The following is a 17,833-nucleotide window of genomic DNA, read 5'->3' as shown; positions in this document are numbered from 1 at the left end:
CTCGTCCATGTGGTTCACGCGCATCAGCATCGGCAACCCGGTGCTTGCCACGATGATGATGATGGCCTTCCTCGTGATGGGCCTCTTCTCGTATCAGCGGCTGAAGGTCGATCAGTTCCCCGACATCACCTTTCCGATCGTGGTCGTGCAGACGGCGTATCCAGGTGCTTCGCCGGAATCGGTCGAGTCGGACGTCACGCGCAAGATCGAGGAAGCCGTCAACACGATCAGCGGCATCGATCAGATCACGTCGCGCTCGTACGACGCGCAATCGGTCGTGATCGTGCAGTTCGATCTTGCGGTCGACGCGGTACAGGCCGCGCAGGACGTGCGCGACAAGATTGCGCTGATCCGCCCCGATCTGCGCGACGGCGTGAAGGAGCCGCGCGTATTGCGCTACGACCCCGCGGATATGCCGATCGTGACGGTGGCGGTATCCAACGCGCCGGGCGCGTCGCTGTCCACGCGCGATCTGACCACCGTCGCCGATCAGATCGTGCGCAAGCGGCTTGAGACGGTGCGCGGTGTCGGCTCGGTGTCGCTCGTCGGCGGCGTGAAGCGGCAAGTGCAAATCGACGTGAATCCGCAGAAACTGCAGGCGCTTTCCGTCGGCGTCGATCAGGTGATCCGCGCGGTGCAGAACGAAAACCAGGAGATTCCCGCCGGGCCGCTGACGTCGAGCAATGTCGAGCAAACGGTGCAGGTGAAGGGCCGCTTCGAGACGCCGGCCGACTTCAAGCGGATCATCGTCGCGCGGCGCGGTGCGCAGTCGGCGATTCCCACAGCGTCCTCCACCACGCAGCCGGTGACGCTCGATCAGGTTGCCGACGTGGTCGACGGTCAGCAGGAAGCGGACAGCATGGCTCTGCTCAACGGCCGCCGCGCGCTGTTCCTCTCGATCATCAAGGCGCAAGGCGAAAACACGGTCGACGTCGCGCATGGCGTGCGCGCGGAAATTGCACGGCTGCAGCCGCAGTTGCCGCCGGGCGTGAAGCTCGACATCACCGACGACTCGTCGATCAACATCGAAGAGAGCGTCAATGAAGTGAAGCGCACGTTGCTCGAAGGCGCTTTGCTGACGGTGTTCATCGTGTTCCTCTTTCTCGGCTCGTGGCGCAGCACGGTCATCACCGGCCTCACGCTGCCGATCGCGTTGATCGGCACGTTCGCGGTGATGTACGCGTGCGGCTTCACGATCAATGTGATTACGCTGATGGCTCTGTCGCTATGCGTGGGCCTCCTGATCGACGACGCAATCGTGGTGCGCGAGAACATCGTGCGGCACGTGCAGCTCGGCGCGGACCACCGCACAGCGGCGCTCGACGGCACGAAAGAAATCGCGTTGGCCGTGCTCGCGACCACCTTCTCGATTGTCGCGGTGTTTTTGCCGGTCGGCTTCATGGGCGGAATCATCGGCCGCTTCTTCCATCAATTCGGCATCACGGTCGCGGCCGCCGTGCTGATCTCGATGTTCGTCTCGTTCACGCTCGATCCAATGCTCTCGTCGATCTGGCCCGACCCCGATCTGCACGACGCCGACACGGGACGCAAAGGCTATCGTTACGGCCGCTTCGTCGAGCGTTCGCTGCATCTGTTCGACCGGCAGATAGAGCAGCTCAGCGCGCTCTATCAACGCCTGCTCGGCTGGTCGCTCGAACATCGAGCTATCACGCTCGTCGTGGCCGCGGCGACCTTTTTTGGCAGCCTCTTTCTGGTGCCGTTTGTCGGCACCGAGTTCGTGCCCAACGCGGATTTTTCGATTACGAAGATCGGCTTGAATACGCCGGTGGGCACGTCGCTCGAAGCCACGTCGGAAAAAGTCCAGCAGGTCGAGGCGATTCTCGCGACTTACCCGGAAGTGCGCTACACCTATGCGACGGTCAACTCGGGCAACACGCAAGGCAAGAACAACGCGCTCATCACTGTTCGGCTGAAAGACCGCCGCGACCGCACACGCGGCGTAGCTGAACTGAATCAGGTGTTTCGTGCACGGCTCGCTTCGGTGGCGGGCGTGACGGTGACCGAAATCGGCATGCCGGACGGCGCAGGCAGCACGAAAGCGATCCAGTTGAGCTTGCAGGGCGACAACATGGAAGAACTGCGGCGGCTCTCCGATGCGGCGCAGGTCCGCATGCGCAAGATTGCCGGCCTCGTGGATCTCGATTCCAGCCTGAAGGCGGATAAGCCGATCGTCGCGATCAACGTGAAGCGTGAACTCGCCTCCGACCTCGGCGTGGGCGTGGCGGACATCGGCACCGCATTGCGGCCGCTGCTGTCGGGCGATGCCATCAGCACGTGGCGCGCGCCCGACGACCAGGATTACGACGTCAGCGTGCGCTTGCCGCGCGCGCAACGCGAGAACATCGACGATCTTTCGAGGTTGATGATCGCCACCAATCGCACCGACTCCAACGGCGCGCCGGTGCTCGTGCCGCTGAGGCAAATTGCGGACATCGCGAACACGACCGGCCCGGACGTGCTAAATCGCCGCGACCTGCAACGGGAGGTGATGCTGACGACGAACGTGAGCGGCCGCTCGTCCGGCGAAGTCGCGTCGGACATTGCGAAGACCCTCGACGCAATGCATCTGCCCGCCGGCTATCGCTATCGCTTCGAGGGCTCGACGACGAACATGAACGAGTCGTTGGTGTTCGCGGCCGAGGCGCTCGCGCTCGCGGTGATTTTCATCTACATGATTCTCGCGTCGCAATTCGCGAGCTTCGCGCAGCCGCTTGCGATCATGGCGTCGCTGCCGCTTACGCTGATCGGTGTGCTGGTCGCATTGCTGCTGTTCGGCAGCACGCTCAACATGTTTTCGATCATCGGCTTCGTGATGCTGATGGGGCTCGTCACCAAGAACGCGATTCTGCTCGTGGACTTCGCAAACCAGGCGCGACGCGGCACGCTGCTCGACGCATCGGGCAAAGGCCGCGTGATGGAACGGCGCGAGGCTCTGCTCGAAGCTGCACGCGTGCGCTTGCGGCCCATTCTGATGACCACACTCGCGATGATCTTCGGCATGCTGCCACTCGCCGCCGCGCTGGGCGAAGGCGGCGAGCAACGCGGGCCGCTCGGGCAAACGGTGATTGGCGGCGTGATTACGTCGTCGATATTGACGCTCGTCGTTGTGCCTGTCGTGTACACCGTGCTGGAGGACTGGGCGGACTGGTTGCGACGGAAATTGCAGCGCCGTTCGGGCTGAGCCGCGCGGCGTCGGCGAAATTGTTAAAGTACTAGTCTTTCTCCGACGGGCAGCCTCACATCATGCGCACCACGCGAGCCATCCACGCTGTCGAGCGGCTGAAAACGCGCAGCGGCAATCCGCAGTTCGCTGCGATCAGCCTTTCCGGCGGTCTCTTTTATCTCGTCGACAAATCGGGCGGCACGGACAAGAAAGTCTCCGATCCCCTCACGCTCGACGACTTCGTCAAGTTCGTCGATGCGTACGGTCCGCAAAAACCGCGCAAGGCGAGCAAGCTCGATATTGCGTTCGAAGAACAAATCAAGAAAAGCAAGGGCGGTTGAAGCGGACATGCATGGCGGGTAGTGCTGCGCGGCTTTAAGCTCGCGCAGCGAATCACGACTTCGAGCCTGCGCTGCAAGCCCCTGCGCCGAGGCAGCTCCATGCGCACTTAAAACCCGCTTCATGCCTTCTCAATCTCCCACCACTGCCCATCCGCCGCGCTGCTCGCGAGCACGGCATCGATAAAGCGCAGACCCGCCACGCCGTCCTCCACTGTCGTGAGGAGCAGACTTTCAGCCGGCAATGCGCGGCCCTCGTTCAACGCTTCGATCTGCAACGCAGCGTCCCTATACAACTGCGCGAACGCTTCCAGATAGCCTTCGGGATGACCCGGCGGCACGCGCGTCGCATGGGCCGCGCTCACGCCGTCCACGCGCGCGCGCGTCAAACGCTGCGCTGTTGCGCCGAGTGGCGTGAACCACAATTCGTTGGGGTTCTCCTGATCGAACGCAAGGCTCGCTTTCGTGCCATAAACGCGCAGACGCAATGCGTTCTCCGCGCCGCTCGCCACCTGGCTCGCCCAAAGCATGCCGCGCGCGCCGTTCGCATAGCGCAGCATCGCCTGCACGTGATCGTCGATGCGGCGCCCCGGCACGAACGTATGCAACTCAGCCGAGAGCGCTACAGGCGTCATGCCGGTGACGAAAGCGGCAAGGTGATATGCATGCGTGCCGATATCGCCGAGACAGCCCGCCGGGCCCGCCAACGCGGGGTCCGTGCGCCAGCCGGCCTGCTTGTTCAAGCCGCCGGTTTCTATCGGTTCGGCCAGCCAGTCCTGCGCATATTCGACCTGCACGACGCGTATCTGACCCAACTCGCCTGCTTCGATCAACTCGCGCGCGTGACGCACCAACGGATAGCCCGAATACGTGTGCGTCAGCGCAAAAAGCTTGTTCTTATCGCGCGCGAGCTTGGCGAGCGCTTCGCCTTCAGCGAGAGAGATGGCAAGCGGTTTGTCGCACACCACATGAATGCCCGCTTCGAGAAACGCGGTTGCGACCGGCGCATGCAGATGATTCGGCGTGACGATCGCGACGGCGTCGATACCGTCGTCGCGCGCGGCTTCGGCCTGCGCCATTTCTTGCCAGCCGGCGTAACTGCGCGCAATGCCCACCTCGGCGGCGCTCGCTCGCGCGCGTTCGGGATCGGACGACAACGCACCCGCCACCAGTTCGAAACGATCGTCGAGCCGCGCCGCGATCCGATGCACCGCGCCGATAAACGCGCCCTGCCCGCCGCCGACCATGCCCAACCTAAGTCTTCTGTATGGCATCGTGCCCGCTCCGTTCGCTTAAAGTTGCAATGCGCTCAGATACCGAGCACACGCTTTAACTGCGCTGCATCGACACCGCTGCCCGCGAAGTCGTCGAATGCATGTTCGGCCACGCGGATGATGTGCTCGCGAATGAACTCGGCACCTTCGCGCGCGCCGTCGTGTGGATGCTTGAGCGCGCACTCCCATTCGAGCACCGCCCAGCCAGGGAAATCGTATTGCGCCATCTTCGAGAAGATCGCGCGAAAATCGATCTGCCCGTCCCCGAGCGAACGAAAGCGCCCCGCGCGCTCGACCCAGCCGCTATAACCGCCGTAGACGCCCTGCTTGCCGTTCGGCCGGAACTCCGCGTCCTTCACATGAAACGCCTTGATGCGCTCGTGATAGATGTCGATAAACGCGAGGTAGTCGAGTTGCTGTAGAACGAAGTGGCTCGGATCGTAAAGAATATTCGCGCGCGGATGCTCGTGCACCGCGTGCAGAAACCGTTCGAAGGTCACACCGTCGTGCAGGTCTTCACCCGGATGCAGTTCGTAGCAGACGTCCACGCCGGCGGCGTCGAAGGCATCGAGAATCGGCGTCCAGCGGCGCGCGAGTTCGTCGAACGCGGCGTCGACCAGACCGGCCGGACGCTGCGGCCACGGATACAGATACGGCCACGCGAGCGCGCCCGAAAACGACACATGCGAATCAAGCCCCAAACGTTGCGACGCCTTTGCGGCGAGCTTCAATTGCTCGACGGCCCACTGGGTGCGCGCTCCCGGATCGCCGCGCACATGCGGCGCCGCGAAGCCGTCGAACAAAGCGTCATATGCGGGATGCACGGCCACAAGCTGCCCTTGCAGATGCGTCGACAACTCGGTGATGATTACACCCGCGTTATCCACGGTCTCGCGCAACTCGTCGCAGTACGCCTGACTCGACGCCGCCTGTTCGAGATCGATCAGCCGCCTATCGCACGGCACCTGAATGCCCTTGAAACCGAGACCCGCGGCCCAGGTAGCCAGATGCGCGAGATTGTCGAACGGCACTTCGTCGCCCATGAATTGAGCGAGAAAGATCGCCGGACCTTTGATGGTTCTCATCGTATGGTTCCTTTAACCGGGACGCGAATGCCGCGAGCGCCCCGCTGCCGATAGACGCTGCCAAGAATCAGAACGGCGAGTCCGGGAAGTAAAACTGTTGCGCGTTTTCCTTCGTGATCAGCACCGACGGAATGATCGTCGTGGCCGGTAGTTTCTCGCCCTTCAGACGCGCTTCGGCGGTGAGCTTGATCGCGTCGTAAATGAATTTCGGCGAGTACGATACGTCGGCCTTGATCAGCGGCGCGCCGTCCATCACGTTCTTCACCATCCCCTTCGAGCCGGCGCCGCCGAACACGATCTTGATGTCGCTGCGCTTCGACTGGTCGATGGCCTTGATGACGCCGACCGCCATGTCGTCGTCGGCGGCCCACACGGCGTCGATGTGCTTGAAGCGCGTCAGATAATCCTGCATCACCTTGAACGCGTCGTCGCGATTCCAGTTCGCGTATTTCGCATCGAGGATCTTGATGTTCGGATAACCTTTCAGCACGCCGGTAAACGCGGTCCAGCGTTCGTTGTCGAGCGTCGTCGGAATACCGCGCAGCGCGACGATATCGCCTTTGCCGTCGAGCGCCTTCGCCAGATATTCAGCGGGGATTCTGCCGAACGCCGTGTTGTCGCCGGCCACGTACGCATCCTGTGCGCTGGTGTCGGTCAGGCCGCGATCCACCACCGTCACGTATACGCCCTTCTTCTTCACCTGCGCGACCGGCTGCGTGAGCGACGCCGATTCGAACGGGAAAATCACCAGTGCATTGATCTTGTTCACCGTGACGAGATCCTGCAACTGGTTCGCCTGCTCGGGCGAGCCGGCCGCTGTCTTCACTATCACTTTCAGATTCGGATGTTCTTTCTCAAGATCGGCCTTCGCCTTATTCGCCCACCAGACGATGCCGCCCGTGAAGCCGTGGTCGGCTGTCGGAATCGCGACGCCTAACGTGACCTTGCTGTCGTCGGCGCGCGCAACGCCTGCCGTGCCCAGTATGCCCAACGCCAGCATGCCGGCGCCGATCGCTCGAATGACCTGCTTCATGGTTGTGTCTCCAATGTCTGCTGTTGCGGGGCGGTCAAGCGCCCCTCCCATTGTTTCGCTTTAAAGCGCCACACCTACCGCCGTCCACGTTGAACGAACGCGACGAAGATAATCACCACGCCCTGCACCGCCGCGTTCAGATACACGCTGATGATGCTGGTGAGATTCAGAATATTGGCAATGACCGACAGCAGAATTGCGCCGATCACCGTGCCGATGACGCGCCCTTCGCCGCCCTTGAGCGCGGTGCCGCCCACCACGACCGATGCAATCGCTTCGAGCTCCCAAAGCAACCCGGTGGTCGGCGTGGCCGAGCCGAGTCGCGGCACGTACAACACGGTGGCCACGCCGACGCAGATTCCGAGCAGCACATATGTGACGATCTTCACGGTATCGACACGAATCGCCGCATAGCGCGCGACCTGTTCGTTCGAGCCGATCGCCTGCACATGACGACCGAACGCGGTGCGATTCAGGATCAGCGCGCCGCCCGCCGCCGTCACGAGGAACACCCAGATCGGCACCGGCACGCCGAAGAGACTCGCGTAATAGACCGGTCCATATAGATCGGATAACGAATTATCGAGCGTCAGCGCGCCGCCGTCGGCAAGCCATGTCAGCACCGCGCGAAAGATGCCGAGTGTGCCGAGCGTGACGATAAACGGCTCGATGCGTCCTTTGGTAATCAGCAAGCCGTGCACGCAGCCGAACAGTCCGCCGAGCACGAGCGCAAATGCAATGCCCAACGACACGATGACGAGCGGCGCGAACGTATGCCCGCCAACGCCTGCCGCGAGCCCGTTCATCAGCCAGATCATGCTGCCCGCGATCAACGCGGCCATCGAGCCGACCGACAGATCGATGCCGCCCGAAATGATCACGAAGGTCATGCCCACCGCGATGATGCCGATGAACGACGTACGCGTGAGCACGTTCATCATGTTGTCGAGCGTGGCGAAATCTCGGTTGAGCAGCGTGCCGACGATACACAGCGCGATCAGGCCGGCGAGCGGCCCAAGCGCATACAGCCGATGCGCAAAGCGCAAAGCACGGCCGGATTGCACGGCTTCAGTGGGTGCCGGTCGCATGGGCGATCAACTCCTCTTCGGTCAGATGTTCGAGCGTAAGCGTGGCTTGCAGGCGTCCCGCGCGCATCACGGCGACGCGATGGCACAAGCCGATCAACTCGATCAGTTCGGATGAAATGACGATCACCGCGCGACCCTGCGCGGCGAGGCGATGAATCAGGAAATAGATGTCGCGTTTCGCGCCCACGTCGACGCCGCGCGTCGGTTCGTCGAGCACGATCACGTCCGGCTCCGGTTGCAAGAACTTGGCGAGCGCGAGCTTCTGCTGATTGCCGCCCGACAGCATGCGCGCGCGGCTCGACAGGTCGCCTGTGCGAATGCCAAATTCGCTCACGGCGCTTTTCAACGCCTCGCGGCCCGCTTTCATGTCGAGCAGCGGATGCGCGTAGCGTTCCAGTGTCATCAGCGTGACGTTGTCCTGCAGGCTCAGGTTCACGTGCAGGCCCTTGCCTTTGCGGTCTTCGCTGAGATAGGTGAGGCCGTGGCGCATTGCTGCGCGCGGGCTTTTCAGATCGACGGGACGGCCCGCGATTTCAATGCGCCCAGCCGTGCGCTTGCGCAAGCCGATGATCGCTTCGAACGCTTCGGTGCGTCCCGCGCCGACGAGCCCCGCGAAGCCAAGCACTTCGCCCGCGCGCACGTCGAAGCTCAGATCGTCGACCCACTCGGGGACGGCGAGCCCTTCCACTTTCAGTGCAACCGGCGCGGCCGCGGACACGGTTATCTTCTCGGGGAACATATCGGACACGTCGCGGCCGACCATCAGGTTCGCCATCTGTTGCCGCGCGAGCGCCGCCGTTTCGTTGCGCGCGACGAAGCGGCCGTCGCGCATCACGATCACTTCGTCGGTAATGCGCTCGACTTCGTCGAGCTTGTGCGAGATGTAGACGATGGTCACGCCATCGGCCTTCAACTTCGCCATCAGTGTGAAAAGACGCTCGGTTTCGGAGGGCGTGAGCGTCGCCGTCGGCTCGTCCATGATGAGCAAACGCGCGCGGCGCGACAGCGCTTTAGCGATCTCCACCATCTGCTTTTCCGCGACGATCAGCTCGCGCACTTTCGTATCCGGCGACTTGTCGAGTCCGACTTGCGCGAGATAACGCGCGGCTTCAGTGCGCATTGCCGCATCGTCGACGAACCAGCCGCGCCGCTTCTCGTGACCGAGATACATGTTCTGAGCGATGGTCAGATGCTCGGCGAGATTGAACTCCTGGTGAATCAGCACGATGCCTTGCGCCTCCGCGTCGCGCGAACCGGCAAAGTGGCACGCATGGCCGTCTATCAGCAACGTGCCCGAAGTCGCCGTTTCATAGCCGGCGAGGATTTTCATCAGAGTCGACTTGCCGGCGCCGTTTTCACCGAGCAGACCGTAGATGCGCCCCGGCGCGAGATCGAAGCTCACGCCGTGCAGCACACGAACGGGGCCGAAGTCTTTGCGGATGTCGTCGAAGCGGATTGCGAGGCTCATGATTCACGTGCTCCCGCGAATCACGAGCCGATGCGGCAGCAGCACGCCCGGCACGTTCGCCAGCGGATTGGCGAGCCGCTGCAATAACAGACGCGCGGCGGTTTCGCCGAGTTCGCGCATCGGCTGCGCGATGGTGGTGAGCGGCGGGTCGATTTGCGCGGCGATGGAGATGTCGTCGAAACCGACCACGGCGACGTCGTCCGGAACCCGCTTGCCGATGCTGCGCAAGCCGTGGAGCACGCCGGTCGCGAGCGTGTCCGACACGGCAAAGATCGCGGTGGGCGCGTCCGGCGGCAGCATCAGCGTGGCCGCTGCCGATGCGCCCGCCTCGTAGTCGAGGCTGTTCAGATTCATGCGCCAGCCGTCGAGCGGCGTGATGCCGGCTTCGGTCAGCGCGTCGAGATAGCCTTGCTGACGCTGCCGCGCATACAGGTAGTCGACATCCGAATTGATCAGGCCGATACGCCGATGCCCGCGCGAAAGCAGATGCCGCACGGCGTCGCCCGCGGCCCGATAGTTGTCGATGCCGACATACGGCACGCCTACCTCCGGATCGAACTCGCAGCATGCGACCCACGGCAGGGCGCCGGATGCATCGCTCTGCGCCTGCTGGATGGTCGCCGGGTCGAGACAGATCGCGCCGTCGGCGCGGCGGCGACGCAGCAGATCGAAGTAGCTGCGCTCGCGGCCAGGGTCCGCGCCGGTGTCGCACAGAAGCATGAAGTAGCCGTGCTGACGCGCGACGCTGTCGATGCCGCGCACGATCTCCGCATAGAACGGATTGCCGAAGTCGGGGACCATCGTCAACAGCAAACGGCTTTCGGCCGTGCGCAGATTGCGCGCGAGTTCGTTGACGCGGTAGCCGCTTGCGTCGATGGCAGCCAGCACCTTGTCGCGAGTCGCGGGCCGCACATTCTCGTGAGCGTTCAGCACGCGCGACACGGTTGCTACCGAGACACCCGCTTGCCGCGCCACGCCGGCGATCGATAACCCTTGCGCTGCGCGCGCCGCACCCGAAGGCGGCTGCGGCTCGTCGCCGGTCGCGGATACCGCTGCGGGTTTCGCTTTTGATGTCGATCTGGACAAGGGAGCCGCTTCCAAAATGTAATCGATTACATTTTTTGGCGAAAATGAGACGAAGTGCAAGGCCGGATTGCTAGGGATTAACACGGGGGAGCGGGCAAACCCGGGCGACAGCGCGCATGGTGCGCTGCCCGTCCGCGGCGCGGACTTGCTGCGCCATTTGGTACAATCCCGCAGTTACTCCGCCGCGGCTTGCGTGCTGGTTTGCGTACTGATTGTCCGCACGCCGTGCCCGAAGCCGCCGCGCAGTGGGAAAATCGCAAAAACTCGCCAAACCCGAACCGCCAAATCCACCATGAACATCGAGCAAGCGCGTTTCAACATGATCGAACAGCAGATCCGCCCCTGGGAAGTGCTCGACCAGGACGTGCTGAATCTGCTGTCGATCGTCAAGCGTGAAAACTTCGTGCCGGCCGCGTACCGCGACTTGGCTTTCGTCGACTTCGAAGTGCCGCTGCCGGCCGGTCAGCATATGCTGGCGCCGCGCGTCGAGGCCCGCGTGCTGCAGGAACTGGCGGTGAAGAAACACGAAAGCGTGCTCGAAATCGGCTCCGGCTCGGGTTACATGGCGGCGCTGCTCGCGCACCGCGCGCAACACGTGCTGACGGTAGACATCGAACCGGAACTCGCGGAACTGGCAAAAACCAATCTGATTGCTAACGGCGTGCTGAACGCCGAAGTCGCGACCGGCGACGCCGCGCGCGGCTGGGCCGCCGCGGCTCCGTACGACGTTATCTGCGTGTCGGGCGGCCTGCCCGTGCTGCCGCAGGAAATTCTCGAACAGCTGAAAGTCGGCGGCCGTCTGGCGGCCTTTGTCGGCACGGCGCCGGTCATGAAGGCGCAAATCATCGCGCGTATCGACGAAAAGCAGTACCGCATTGCCGACGTGTTTGAAACGTATGTCGAGCCGCTCGTCAACGCCGTGCAGCCGCCGCGCTTCAAGTTCTGATTCGCCTGTTTTTCACGGACGGCCGGCGCGCCGCCGTCCTCTGAACGGAAGTCTCGCTGATGCAAAATCTAACCGCTCCTGCGCTCGCCGAATGGCTCGCCGACACGTCGCGCCCCGCGCCAGTACTGCTCGATGTACGCGAGCCGTGGGAAATCCAGACGGCGTCGATTGCCGGCATCGTGTCAATCCCGATGCGTGAGATTCCTGCGCGCAGCGAAGAACTCGACGACGACGCGCAGATCGTCTGCATCTGCCATCACGGCGCGCGCAGCGCGCAGGTCGCGATGTTCCTCGAGTCGCGCGGCCACGCCAACGTCTTCAATCTGCAAGGCGGGATCGACGCATGGTCGCGCCAGGTCGACCCGTCGGTTCCGACCTACTGATCGTCCACGCGCGATGAAGCGTCAGCGCGCGCCGTCCCTGGCGTCTGCTCTGGCGCTCGCTTGCGGGCTGGCCTGTGTGTTTCACGCGCTGCCCGCGCAAGCCGTCAACCTCTCCCAACTCTACGACGAAGCGCTCTCCAGCGACGCGCAGCTGCAAAGCGCACGCGCCGCGCTTGCCGCGAACAGTGAAGAACTGCCACTCGCGCGCGCCAAGCTGCTGCCACAACTGTCGGCGTCGCTCAATGGCAGCCGTCAGAACACGGACTTCGGCGGCAGCTTTCCTTCCTCTTATGGCAACAGCTACGGCTACGTGATTTCGCTGACGCAGCCGCTGATTCATGTCGATAACTGGTACGGCTATGCGCAGGGCAAACTCGCGGTGGCGTCGGCACAGGCGTCGTTCGCGCAGGCGCGCCAGGATCTGATCGTGCGGCTTGGCCAGGCCTATTTCGACGCGCTTTCGGCGCAAGACAGTCTCGCGATCGCACAGTCGCAGAAGGCGTTGATCGCCCAGCAGCTCGAGTCGGCCAAGCGTTCGTTCGAAGTAGGCAATACGACGATCACCGATACCAACGAAGCGCAGGCCAAATACGATCAGGCGATCTCGCAGGAAATCGCCGCGCAGAACGATCTGGCGGTGAAACTGGCGGCGTTGCAGCAGATCGTCGGGCATCCGGTCGAGCATGTCGACGGCCTTGCCGCCGGCGCGCCGTTGCCGCCGCCCGTGCCGGCCGACATCAATCAATGGGTCGACGCCGCAAGCGACGCGAACTATCGGGTCGTGCTCAAACAGATCGCGCTCGATAACGCGCAGCGCGAAACGTCGAAGGCGAAAGCGGGCCATCTGCCGACCGTCGATCTCGTCGCGAGCCGCTCGCATAGCAGCCTGGGCGCGGCCGGCGCCGGCAACTTCGGCGGGAATTTCGGCGGCGGCTTCGGCAGCGGCGCGAATACTGCCGCGCCCGGCACGCCCGCGCTTGCTGCGGAACTGGGCAACCTCGGCTCGTCGTACACCAACAGCTCGATTGGCGTGCAGGTCACGATTCCGCTTTTCGCGGGCGGCGCAACGCAAAGCCGCGTGCGCCAAACGCTCGCACTCGAAGACCAGGCCGCCGCCGATCTCGACACCGCGCGGCGCAATGCGGCGCTGTCCGCGCGCCAGGCGTTCCTCGGTGTAATCAGCGGGCTCGCGCAGGTGCGCGCGCTGCAGACTGCCGAGCGGTCCGCGCGTACTTCACTCGAATCGAATCTGCTTGGCTATCAGGTCGGCGTGCGCATCAACATCGACGTGCTCAACGCGCAGGACCAGCTCTTCTCCGCGCGCCGCGACCTGGCGAAGGCGCGTTACGACACCTTGATCAACAGTCTCAAGCTGAAGGCCGCGACCGCGAATCTCACTGATCAGGACGTTCTGCAACTGAGCACCCTGCTGTCTCCCGTCGACGATGGCGCCTTGACCGCGCTGCCGCAAGCGCCCACGGTGCCGCATCCGGGAGCGGCGGCGAAGGGGGCGGCGGGCAAGCTGGGGCGGCGAGGGGCGACGGGGCGGTAGGCATTGTCGATCACAGCGGATGGTTCGGATCTGCCGTCAGTTGCGAAGTAATGCGCGGCTTTTCTTGCTGAACTGGCGTGGGGCTGCGCTGCCGCTGCACGTCCGCTTTTCCGCTCATCCGCTCTCCGCTCTATCCGCGCGTATGCCTTTCGAATCGTCTCCAACCTTTCGGAATGTCATCGGGGCTTAACCTGGATTACCCAAGATCCGTCGGCAGTGGACCTTTTACAACCGACATCAGGAAGCTCATGTTGTTTCAATCACCCGTAACACGCCGCCCGCTATCCAGTTTCGTGGCCCTCTGTACCCTGCTGACGCTGGGTGCCTGTGGCGGCAGTGACGAACTCCACGGCAGTGCGGCCATCGCGCCCACCCCACCAGCAGACCCTGGTTTCGTGGACAGTGCGTCCATTCCTCCTGTGCCCGCATTCGTCGACAACGTCGCTTCGAATCAAAGAAACGATGCTCGCTTTGCGACCCTCGATACGAATGCCGGCGTACGTGTCGTCGCACGATTCCTCGACCTGTGGCAGCCGTCGACCCTGATCGTCGACGCGGGGGCATCCGCGCCAGCCGTCGACGGCTTTCCCGCCGTGGTCGCCTCCACATGCTCCGGACTCGTCAACTCGGATACGGCTTGCGGCACCATCGTCAACGCGGCTGTGTTGGGTAAGAACACGCAGTTCGTCGTCGACGAAACGGTTTCCCGCACTCAGGCGCAGGCCGATGCGGCTTATTTCGACGATCGCCGCAACAAGGGTTACAGCGTCACCGACGGTATGGGACCGTTGACCAATGCATGGCGAGGCCTGACGCAGCAAACGACGACGATTACATCGATTCCTGCTAATGCGACCACCACGCTGTACAACGACACAGGCAACAACACCGGCGTTGGCCGTCCGACCAATGCGGCGTTTGGCACCGTGGTCGATTTTGTCAACGCAATGAGCACCAACGGTTCCACTGAACCGGCGAAGCGCTTCTACAAATACGCGCGGCCATACCGCTGGAGCAGTTCGGTGGTGGTCGCGCCGACACTCGTGCCGGCCGAAAGCACCACGCCCGCCACGGATGGCGGATTCATCAGCGGCCATACTGCCGAAGCGGTGCGCGACTCCATGGCGATGGCTTACGTAGTGCCGCAGCGCTTTCAGGAAATGATGAGTCGTGCGATGGAACTGGGTGAAAACCGGATCATTGCGGGCATGCATTCGCCACTCGACGTTACGGGTGGACGGATGCAGGGCCTCGCGGTAGTGGCCGCCAACCTCTATAACCCGGCCAACGCATCGCTGAAGGCCTCGGCATATGCGCAGGCTCAAAGCGCGTTGATGACGCAGACGAACTCGACAGGCAGCACGTTCAATACGTTCGCGCATTCGGGTACAGCCGCAACGGACCGCTTCGCCGACTACACGGCCAACCGGTCGAACTACATGCGGCGCATGACATTCGGCTTTGCACCGATCGGACCCAACGATGCGGCGCCGGTCGTTCCGAAGGGAGCAGAAATGCTGCTGGAGACCCGGTTCCCTTACCTCAGCGCGGACCAACGCCGCGTCGTGCTGAAGACGACTGAACTTCCGTCCGGCTATCCCGTTATGGACGACGCCGAAGGCTGGGGACGCCTGAACATGTTCGCAGCGGCGGACGGCTATGGCGCGTTCAACGGCAACGTCGTCGTATCGATGGACGCAACGCAGGGCGGCTTCAACGCGGCCGACACCTGGCGCAATCCGATCTCGGGCGCAGGCAAGCTGACCTTGCAGGGCACGGGCACGCTGAAACTGGCAGGCGCCAACACGTTTTCGGGTGGGTCACAGATCGCCGGGGGCACGCTCGAAGCTGACTCTTCGTCCGCGTTCGGCACGGGTGATGTCTACCTCGGTGCGGGCTCGCTGGTCATCAATGCACCTGGTGTGGTTTCAGTCGTCGGCAAATTCACGCAGCTCGCGAATACGACGTTGGAACTGAACATCGGCGCAAACGGACAAGGTTCGATGAAGGTCGGCGCACAGATCACGGTTCTCGGCGGAACGCTGCATGTGAAGTTCGTCGACGGCTTTATACCGAAGGCGGGCGATACGATCAGTCTCATCAGCAGCAATGGTTCGAACGTCAAGTTCTCCACCGTTGCCGTTGACGGCTTCAAGGCCACGCCTATCTATACGTCGAGTGGCGTTCAGGTTCGTCTCGATTCGTAACTGAGTCACGGCCCCTTCTGCCATCAAACCGGCTGCGAGCCGCCCGCTTAGCGCGGACTCGCAGCCTCATCACGCTTATCCCTGCACAAAAGCCAGAAGATCCGGATTGAGCACATCCGCATTCACGGTCAACATGCCGTGCGAGAAACCCGGATACGTCTTCAAGGTGCCGTTCTTGAGCAGCTTGATCGATTTGAGCGCCGCATCGGCAATCGGCACGATCTGGTCGTCTTCGCCGTGCAGCACGAGGGTCGGCACGCCGATCGCGCGAAGGTCTTCGGTCTGGTCCGTTTCCGAGAAGGCTTTGATGCCTTCGTAGTGCGCCTTCGCGCTACCCATCATCCCCTGGCGCCACCAGTTCTGGATCACGCCTTGATGGACCGTCGCGCCGGAGCGATTAAAGCCGTAGAACGGACCGGCCGGAACGTCGACGAAAAACTGGGCGCGGTTGTCGGCAAGCGCCTTGCGAAAGCCGTCGAAAACTTCGAGCGGCAGGCCTTCCGGGTTCGCCCCGGTCTTGAGCATCAGCGGCGGCACGGCGCTCACCAGCACCGCCTTCGCGACACGGCCAGCAGGTTCGCCATGCTTCGCCACATAACGCGCGACCTCGCCGCCACCGGTCGAATGGCCGATATGCACTGCATTGCGCAGATCGAGCGCTTCGACTACGGCGAAAGCGTCGGCGGCGTAGTGATCCATATCATGTCCGTCCGAGACTTGCGACGAACGGCCGTGGCCGCGCCGGTCATGAGCGACCACGCGAAAGCCCTTCTGAACGAAGAAGAGCATCTGTGTATCCCAGTCGTCGGAAGACAACGGCCAGCCGTGATGGAAGACGATGGGCTGCGCGTCTTTCGGACCCCAGTCCTTATAGAAAATCTCGACATTGTCCTTCGTTGTCACGTACGGCATGGTCGTTTCTCCTGTTCATGTTTGGGCGATAGCCGGCTACATCTTCCGGCGCCAATGTTACGAAAGCCACCACGGTGGCAACCAACGATGAAGCGAACTGCAGAACACGCTGAAGGGAGAATACTGACACGCGCCGCTTTGTGGAAGCGCGCCGTTTAAGAACGATCGTTGCATCATTGCTATCAATCCACGATCGAACGCCACTGATGTGGCAATTGATTGCGCCGCTTCGTCCATCCAATTGGAAAACTTCGCAGGTTTTTGCGAATACCAGAGAGGCACCATGCTCGGTCCATTTAGGGAGCCGTGTGATGAGACGAATAAAGATAGCGATGCTGACCGCGAGCCTGGTGCTGGTGCCGCTGTCGGCGTACGCCGCGCTGGGCGGCGCGCCGGTCAGGGCGGCATCCGCGCCGCTCGTGTTGTGGGCTGCCACGAGCCAGTCGGCCCTGGCGCCCGCAAGCAGTCAGCGGGCGAGCGGGCCCATTAGCGCGGCGCCCTACTCGGTGCGCCAGTCGGTCGACGCGAACGGCGTCACGATCCGCGAATACGTGCTGCCCAGTAACGTCGTGTTTGCCGTCGCGTGGCAAGGGCCGGTCCGCCCCGACATGAACACGCTGCTCGGCAACTACTTTCAGCGCGCTGCGTCCGCGGGTGCCGGCCATCCTCGCGGCACCGGCCCATTGATCGATCGCAGCGGCGACTTTCAGATCGAGTCGGTCGGCCGGCCAGGCAATTTCCTCGGCAAAGCCCTCCTGCCGCGTTTGCTGCCCGCGCATGTACGTGCTGAAGACATCCAGTAATGCCGCGCGTCGCTTCACCGGACAAAAAAATGAATACTTTTAGCAAGACACTTTGCTTCGCCCTGCTAACGGCTAGCGTCGGGCTCTCCGCCTGCGGCGGTGGCGGTGGCGGCGACGGCGGGAGTACGGACCCTGCGCAGAGTAACGATAAGGCGGGATCTTCGGGTCCGGCTTCGGGGCCCGCTGTGGGGCGAGCCTGTCAGATTTTTAGTGTGTCGAGGTCATGAGACGATAACGGAAATAACGTCCAATGACCGAAACAACANTGACCAGGAAGAGCAAGAACCCGAAGGCGCCGAAGCTGTTCCCCNATGAGCTGATCGATCAACTGCTGGCGCAGGTGCAGAACAGGAACGCCGAGTCGGTTCTCGGGGAATCGGGCCTGGCCGGGCGACTGAAGAAGCAACTGGCTGAGCGCATGTTGGCCGCGGAGCTGACGCATCCCCTGGAGAGCGAGGCGGAGCAAGGCAGCGC

Annotated in this window: 14 protein-coding genes and 1 pseudogene; 8 read left to right on the top strand and 7 right to left on the bottom strand. The window is 62.9% G+C overall.

Features of this window, described 5'->3' with window-relative positions:
- Positions 1-7: 7 nt before the first annotated feature.
- Positions 8-3,202, top strand: a complete 3,195-nt coding sequence (locus tag F759_RS37505; RefSeq protein ID WP_036024018.1) for an efflux RND transporter permease subunit — start codon at positions 8-10, stop codon at positions 3,200-3,202.
- A 62-nt stretch (positions 3,203-3,264) separates the two neighbouring features.
- Positions 3,265-3,525, top strand: coding sequence for a hypothetical protein (locus F759_RS0109705; RefSeq protein ID WP_027799676.1), 261 nt, complete (start codon positions 3,265-3,267; stop codon positions 3,523-3,525).
- Positions 3,526-3,644: 119 nt separating this feature from the next.
- Here the strand turns inward: F759_RS0109705 and F759_RS0109700 are convergent, their stop codons facing one another.
- From F759_RS0109700 to F759_RS0109675, 6 genes are all read right to left on the bottom strand, one after another.
- Positions 3,645-4,796, bottom strand: coding sequence for a Gfo/Idh/MocA family protein (locus tag F759_RS0109700; protein ID WP_027799675.1), 1,152 nt, complete (start codon positions 4,794-4,796; stop codon positions 3,645-3,647).
- A 35-nt stretch (positions 4,797-4,831) separates the two neighbouring features.
- Positions 4,832-5,881, bottom strand: coding sequence for a sugar phosphate isomerase/epimerase family protein (locus tag F759_RS0109695; protein ID WP_027799674.1), 1,050 nt, complete (start codon positions 5,879-5,881; stop codon positions 4,832-4,834).
- 67 nt (positions 5,882-5,948) lie between these two features.
- Positions 5,949-6,914, bottom strand: a complete 966-nt coding sequence (locus F759_RS0109690; RefSeq protein WP_027799673.1) for a substrate-binding domain-containing protein — start codon at positions 6,912-6,914, stop codon at positions 5,949-5,951.
- Between the two features lie 74 nt (positions 6,915-6,988).
- Positions 6,989-8,002 (bottom strand): ABC transporter permease, encoded by a 1,014-nt coding sequence (locus F759_RS0109685; protein WP_027799672.1) that lies wholly within the window; start codon positions 8,000-8,002, stop codon positions 6,989-6,991.
- The gene (locus F759_RS0109680) at positions 7,983-9,470 is read right to left on the bottom strand and encodes a sugar ABC transporter ATP-binding protein (protein ID WP_027799671.1); all 1,488 of its coding nucleotides are present in this window, start codon (positions 9,468-9,470) and stop codon (positions 7,983-7,985) included. The genes F759_RS0109685 and F759_RS0109680 overlap by 20 nt, the downstream gene beginning before the upstream one ends.
- Before the next feature lie 3 nt (positions 9,471-9,473).
- Complete coding sequence (locus tag F759_RS0109675; RefSeq protein ID WP_027799670.1) at positions 9,474-10,556, bottom strand: LacI family DNA-binding transcriptional regulator; 1,083 nt, start codon at positions 10,554-10,556, stop codon at positions 9,474-9,476.
- A gap of 292 nt (positions 10,557-10,848) precedes the next feature.
- Here F759_RS0109675 and F759_RS0109665 point away from each other — a divergent pair, with 292 nt between their 5' ends.
- The 4 genes from F759_RS0109665 (at position 10,849) to F759_RS0109645 (ending at position 15,644) form a co-directional block, all read left to right on the top strand.
- The gene (locus F759_RS0109665; RefSeq protein WP_027799669.1) at positions 10,849-11,502 is read left to right on the top strand and encodes a protein-L-isoaspartate O-methyltransferase family protein; all 654 of its coding nucleotides are present in this window, start codon (positions 10,849-10,851) and stop codon (positions 11,500-11,502) included.
- A 59-nt stretch (positions 11,503-11,561) separates the two neighbouring features.
- Positions 11,562-11,885, top strand: a complete 324-nt coding sequence (locus F759_RS0109660; RefSeq protein WP_027799668.1) for a rhodanese-like domain-containing protein — start codon at positions 11,562-11,564, stop codon at positions 11,883-11,885.
- Between the two features lie 13 nt (positions 11,886-11,898).
- Entirely contained in the window at positions 11,899-13,437 is a 1,539-nt protein-coding gene (locus F759_RS0109655; protein WP_027799667.1) for a TolC family outer membrane protein, read from the top strand.
- A 248-nt stretch (positions 13,438-13,685) separates the two neighbouring features.
- Positions 13,686-15,644 carry an acid phosphatase gene (locus tag F759_RS0109645; protein WP_027799666.1) on the top strand — a complete coding sequence of 653 codons (1,959 nt, stop codon included), beginning with the start codon at positions 13,686-13,688 and terminating at the stop codon, positions 15,642-15,644.
- A gap of 75 nt (positions 15,645-15,719) precedes the next feature.
- Here F759_RS0109645 and F759_RS0109640 read toward each other — a convergent pair whose 3' ends face one another.
- Complete coding sequence (locus F759_RS0109640; RefSeq protein ID WP_027799665.1) at positions 15,720-16,556, bottom strand: alpha/beta fold hydrolase; 837 nt, start codon at positions 16,554-16,556, stop codon at positions 15,720-15,722.
- 311 nt (positions 16,557-16,867) lie between these two features.
- Between F759_RS0109640 and F759_RS0109635 the strand changes: the two genes are divergently transcribed.
- Both F759_RS0109635 and F759_RS37500 read left to right on the top strand, forming a co-directional pair.
- Positions 16,868-17,359, top strand: coding sequence for a DUF2844 domain-containing protein (locus F759_RS0109635; protein ID WP_027799664.1), 492 nt, complete (start codon positions 16,868-16,870; stop codon positions 17,357-17,359).
- 250 nt (positions 17,360-17,609) lie between these two features.
- Positions 17,610-17,833: pseudogene (locus F759_RS37500) on the top strand (IS256 family transposase); the annotation flags it as partial.

Source organism: Paraburkholderia dilworthii (assembly GCF_000472525.1).
Lineage (GTDB): Bacteria > Pseudomonadota > Gammaproteobacteria > Burkholderiales > Burkholderiaceae > Paraburkholderia > Paraburkholderia dilworthii.
Note: the sequence above shows the minus strand (reverse complement) of the source record. Positions and strands in the feature narration are given on the sequence as shown.

Excerpts from the sequence above, each read along its gene's own strand:
- F759_RS0109635 (WP_027799664.1), top strand. The coding sequence starts at position 16,868 with ATGAGACGAATAAAGATAGCGATGCTGACCGCGAGCCTGGTGCTGGTG.
- F759_RS0109695 (WP_027799674.1), bottom strand. The coding sequence starts at position 5,881 with ATGAGAACCATCAAAGGTCCGGCGATCTTTCTCGCTCAATTCATGGGC.
- F759_RS0109645 (WP_027799666.1), top strand. The coding sequence starts at position 13,686 with ATGTTGTTTCAATCACCCGTAACACGCCGCCCGCTATCCAGTTTCGTG.
- F759_RS0109685 (WP_027799672.1), bottom strand. The coding sequence starts at position 8,002 with ATGCGACCGGCACCCACTGAAGCCGTGCAATCCGGCCGTGCTTTGCGC.
- F759_RS0109700 (WP_027799675.1), bottom strand. The coding sequence starts at position 4,796 with ATGCCATACAGAAGACTTAGGTTGGGCATGGTCGGCGGCGGGCAGGGC.
- F759_RS0109705 (WP_027799676.1), top strand. The coding sequence starts at position 3,265 with ATGCGCACCACGCGAGCCATCCACGCTGTCGAGCGGCTGAAAACGCGC.
- F759_RS0109660 (WP_027799668.1), top strand. The coding sequence starts at position 11,562 with ATGCAAAATCTAACCGCTCCTGCGCTCGCCGAATGGCTCGCCGACACG.
- F759_RS0109680 (WP_027799671.1), bottom strand. The coding sequence starts at position 9,470 with ATGAGCCTCGCAATCCGCTTCGACGACATCCGCAAAGACTTCGGCCCC.
- F759_RS37505 (WP_036024018.1), top strand. The coding sequence starts at position 8 with ATGTGGTTCACGCGCATCAGCATCGGCAACCCGGTGCTTGCCACGATG.
- F759_RS0109655 (WP_027799667.1), top strand. The coding sequence starts at position 11,899 with ATGAAGCGTCAGCGCGCGCCGTCCCTGGCGTCTGCTCTGGCGCTCGCT.
- F759_RS0109640 (WP_027799665.1), bottom strand. The coding sequence starts at position 16,556 with ATGCCGTACGTGACAACGAAGGACAATGTCGAGATTTTCTATAAGGAC.
- F759_RS0109690 (WP_027799673.1), bottom strand. The coding sequence starts at position 6,914 with ATGAAGCAGGTCATTCGAGCGATCGGCGCCGGCATGCTGGCGTTGGGC.
- F759_RS0109665 (WP_027799669.1), top strand. The coding sequence starts at position 10,849 with ATGAACATCGAGCAAGCGCGTTTCAACATGATCGAACAGCAGATCCGC.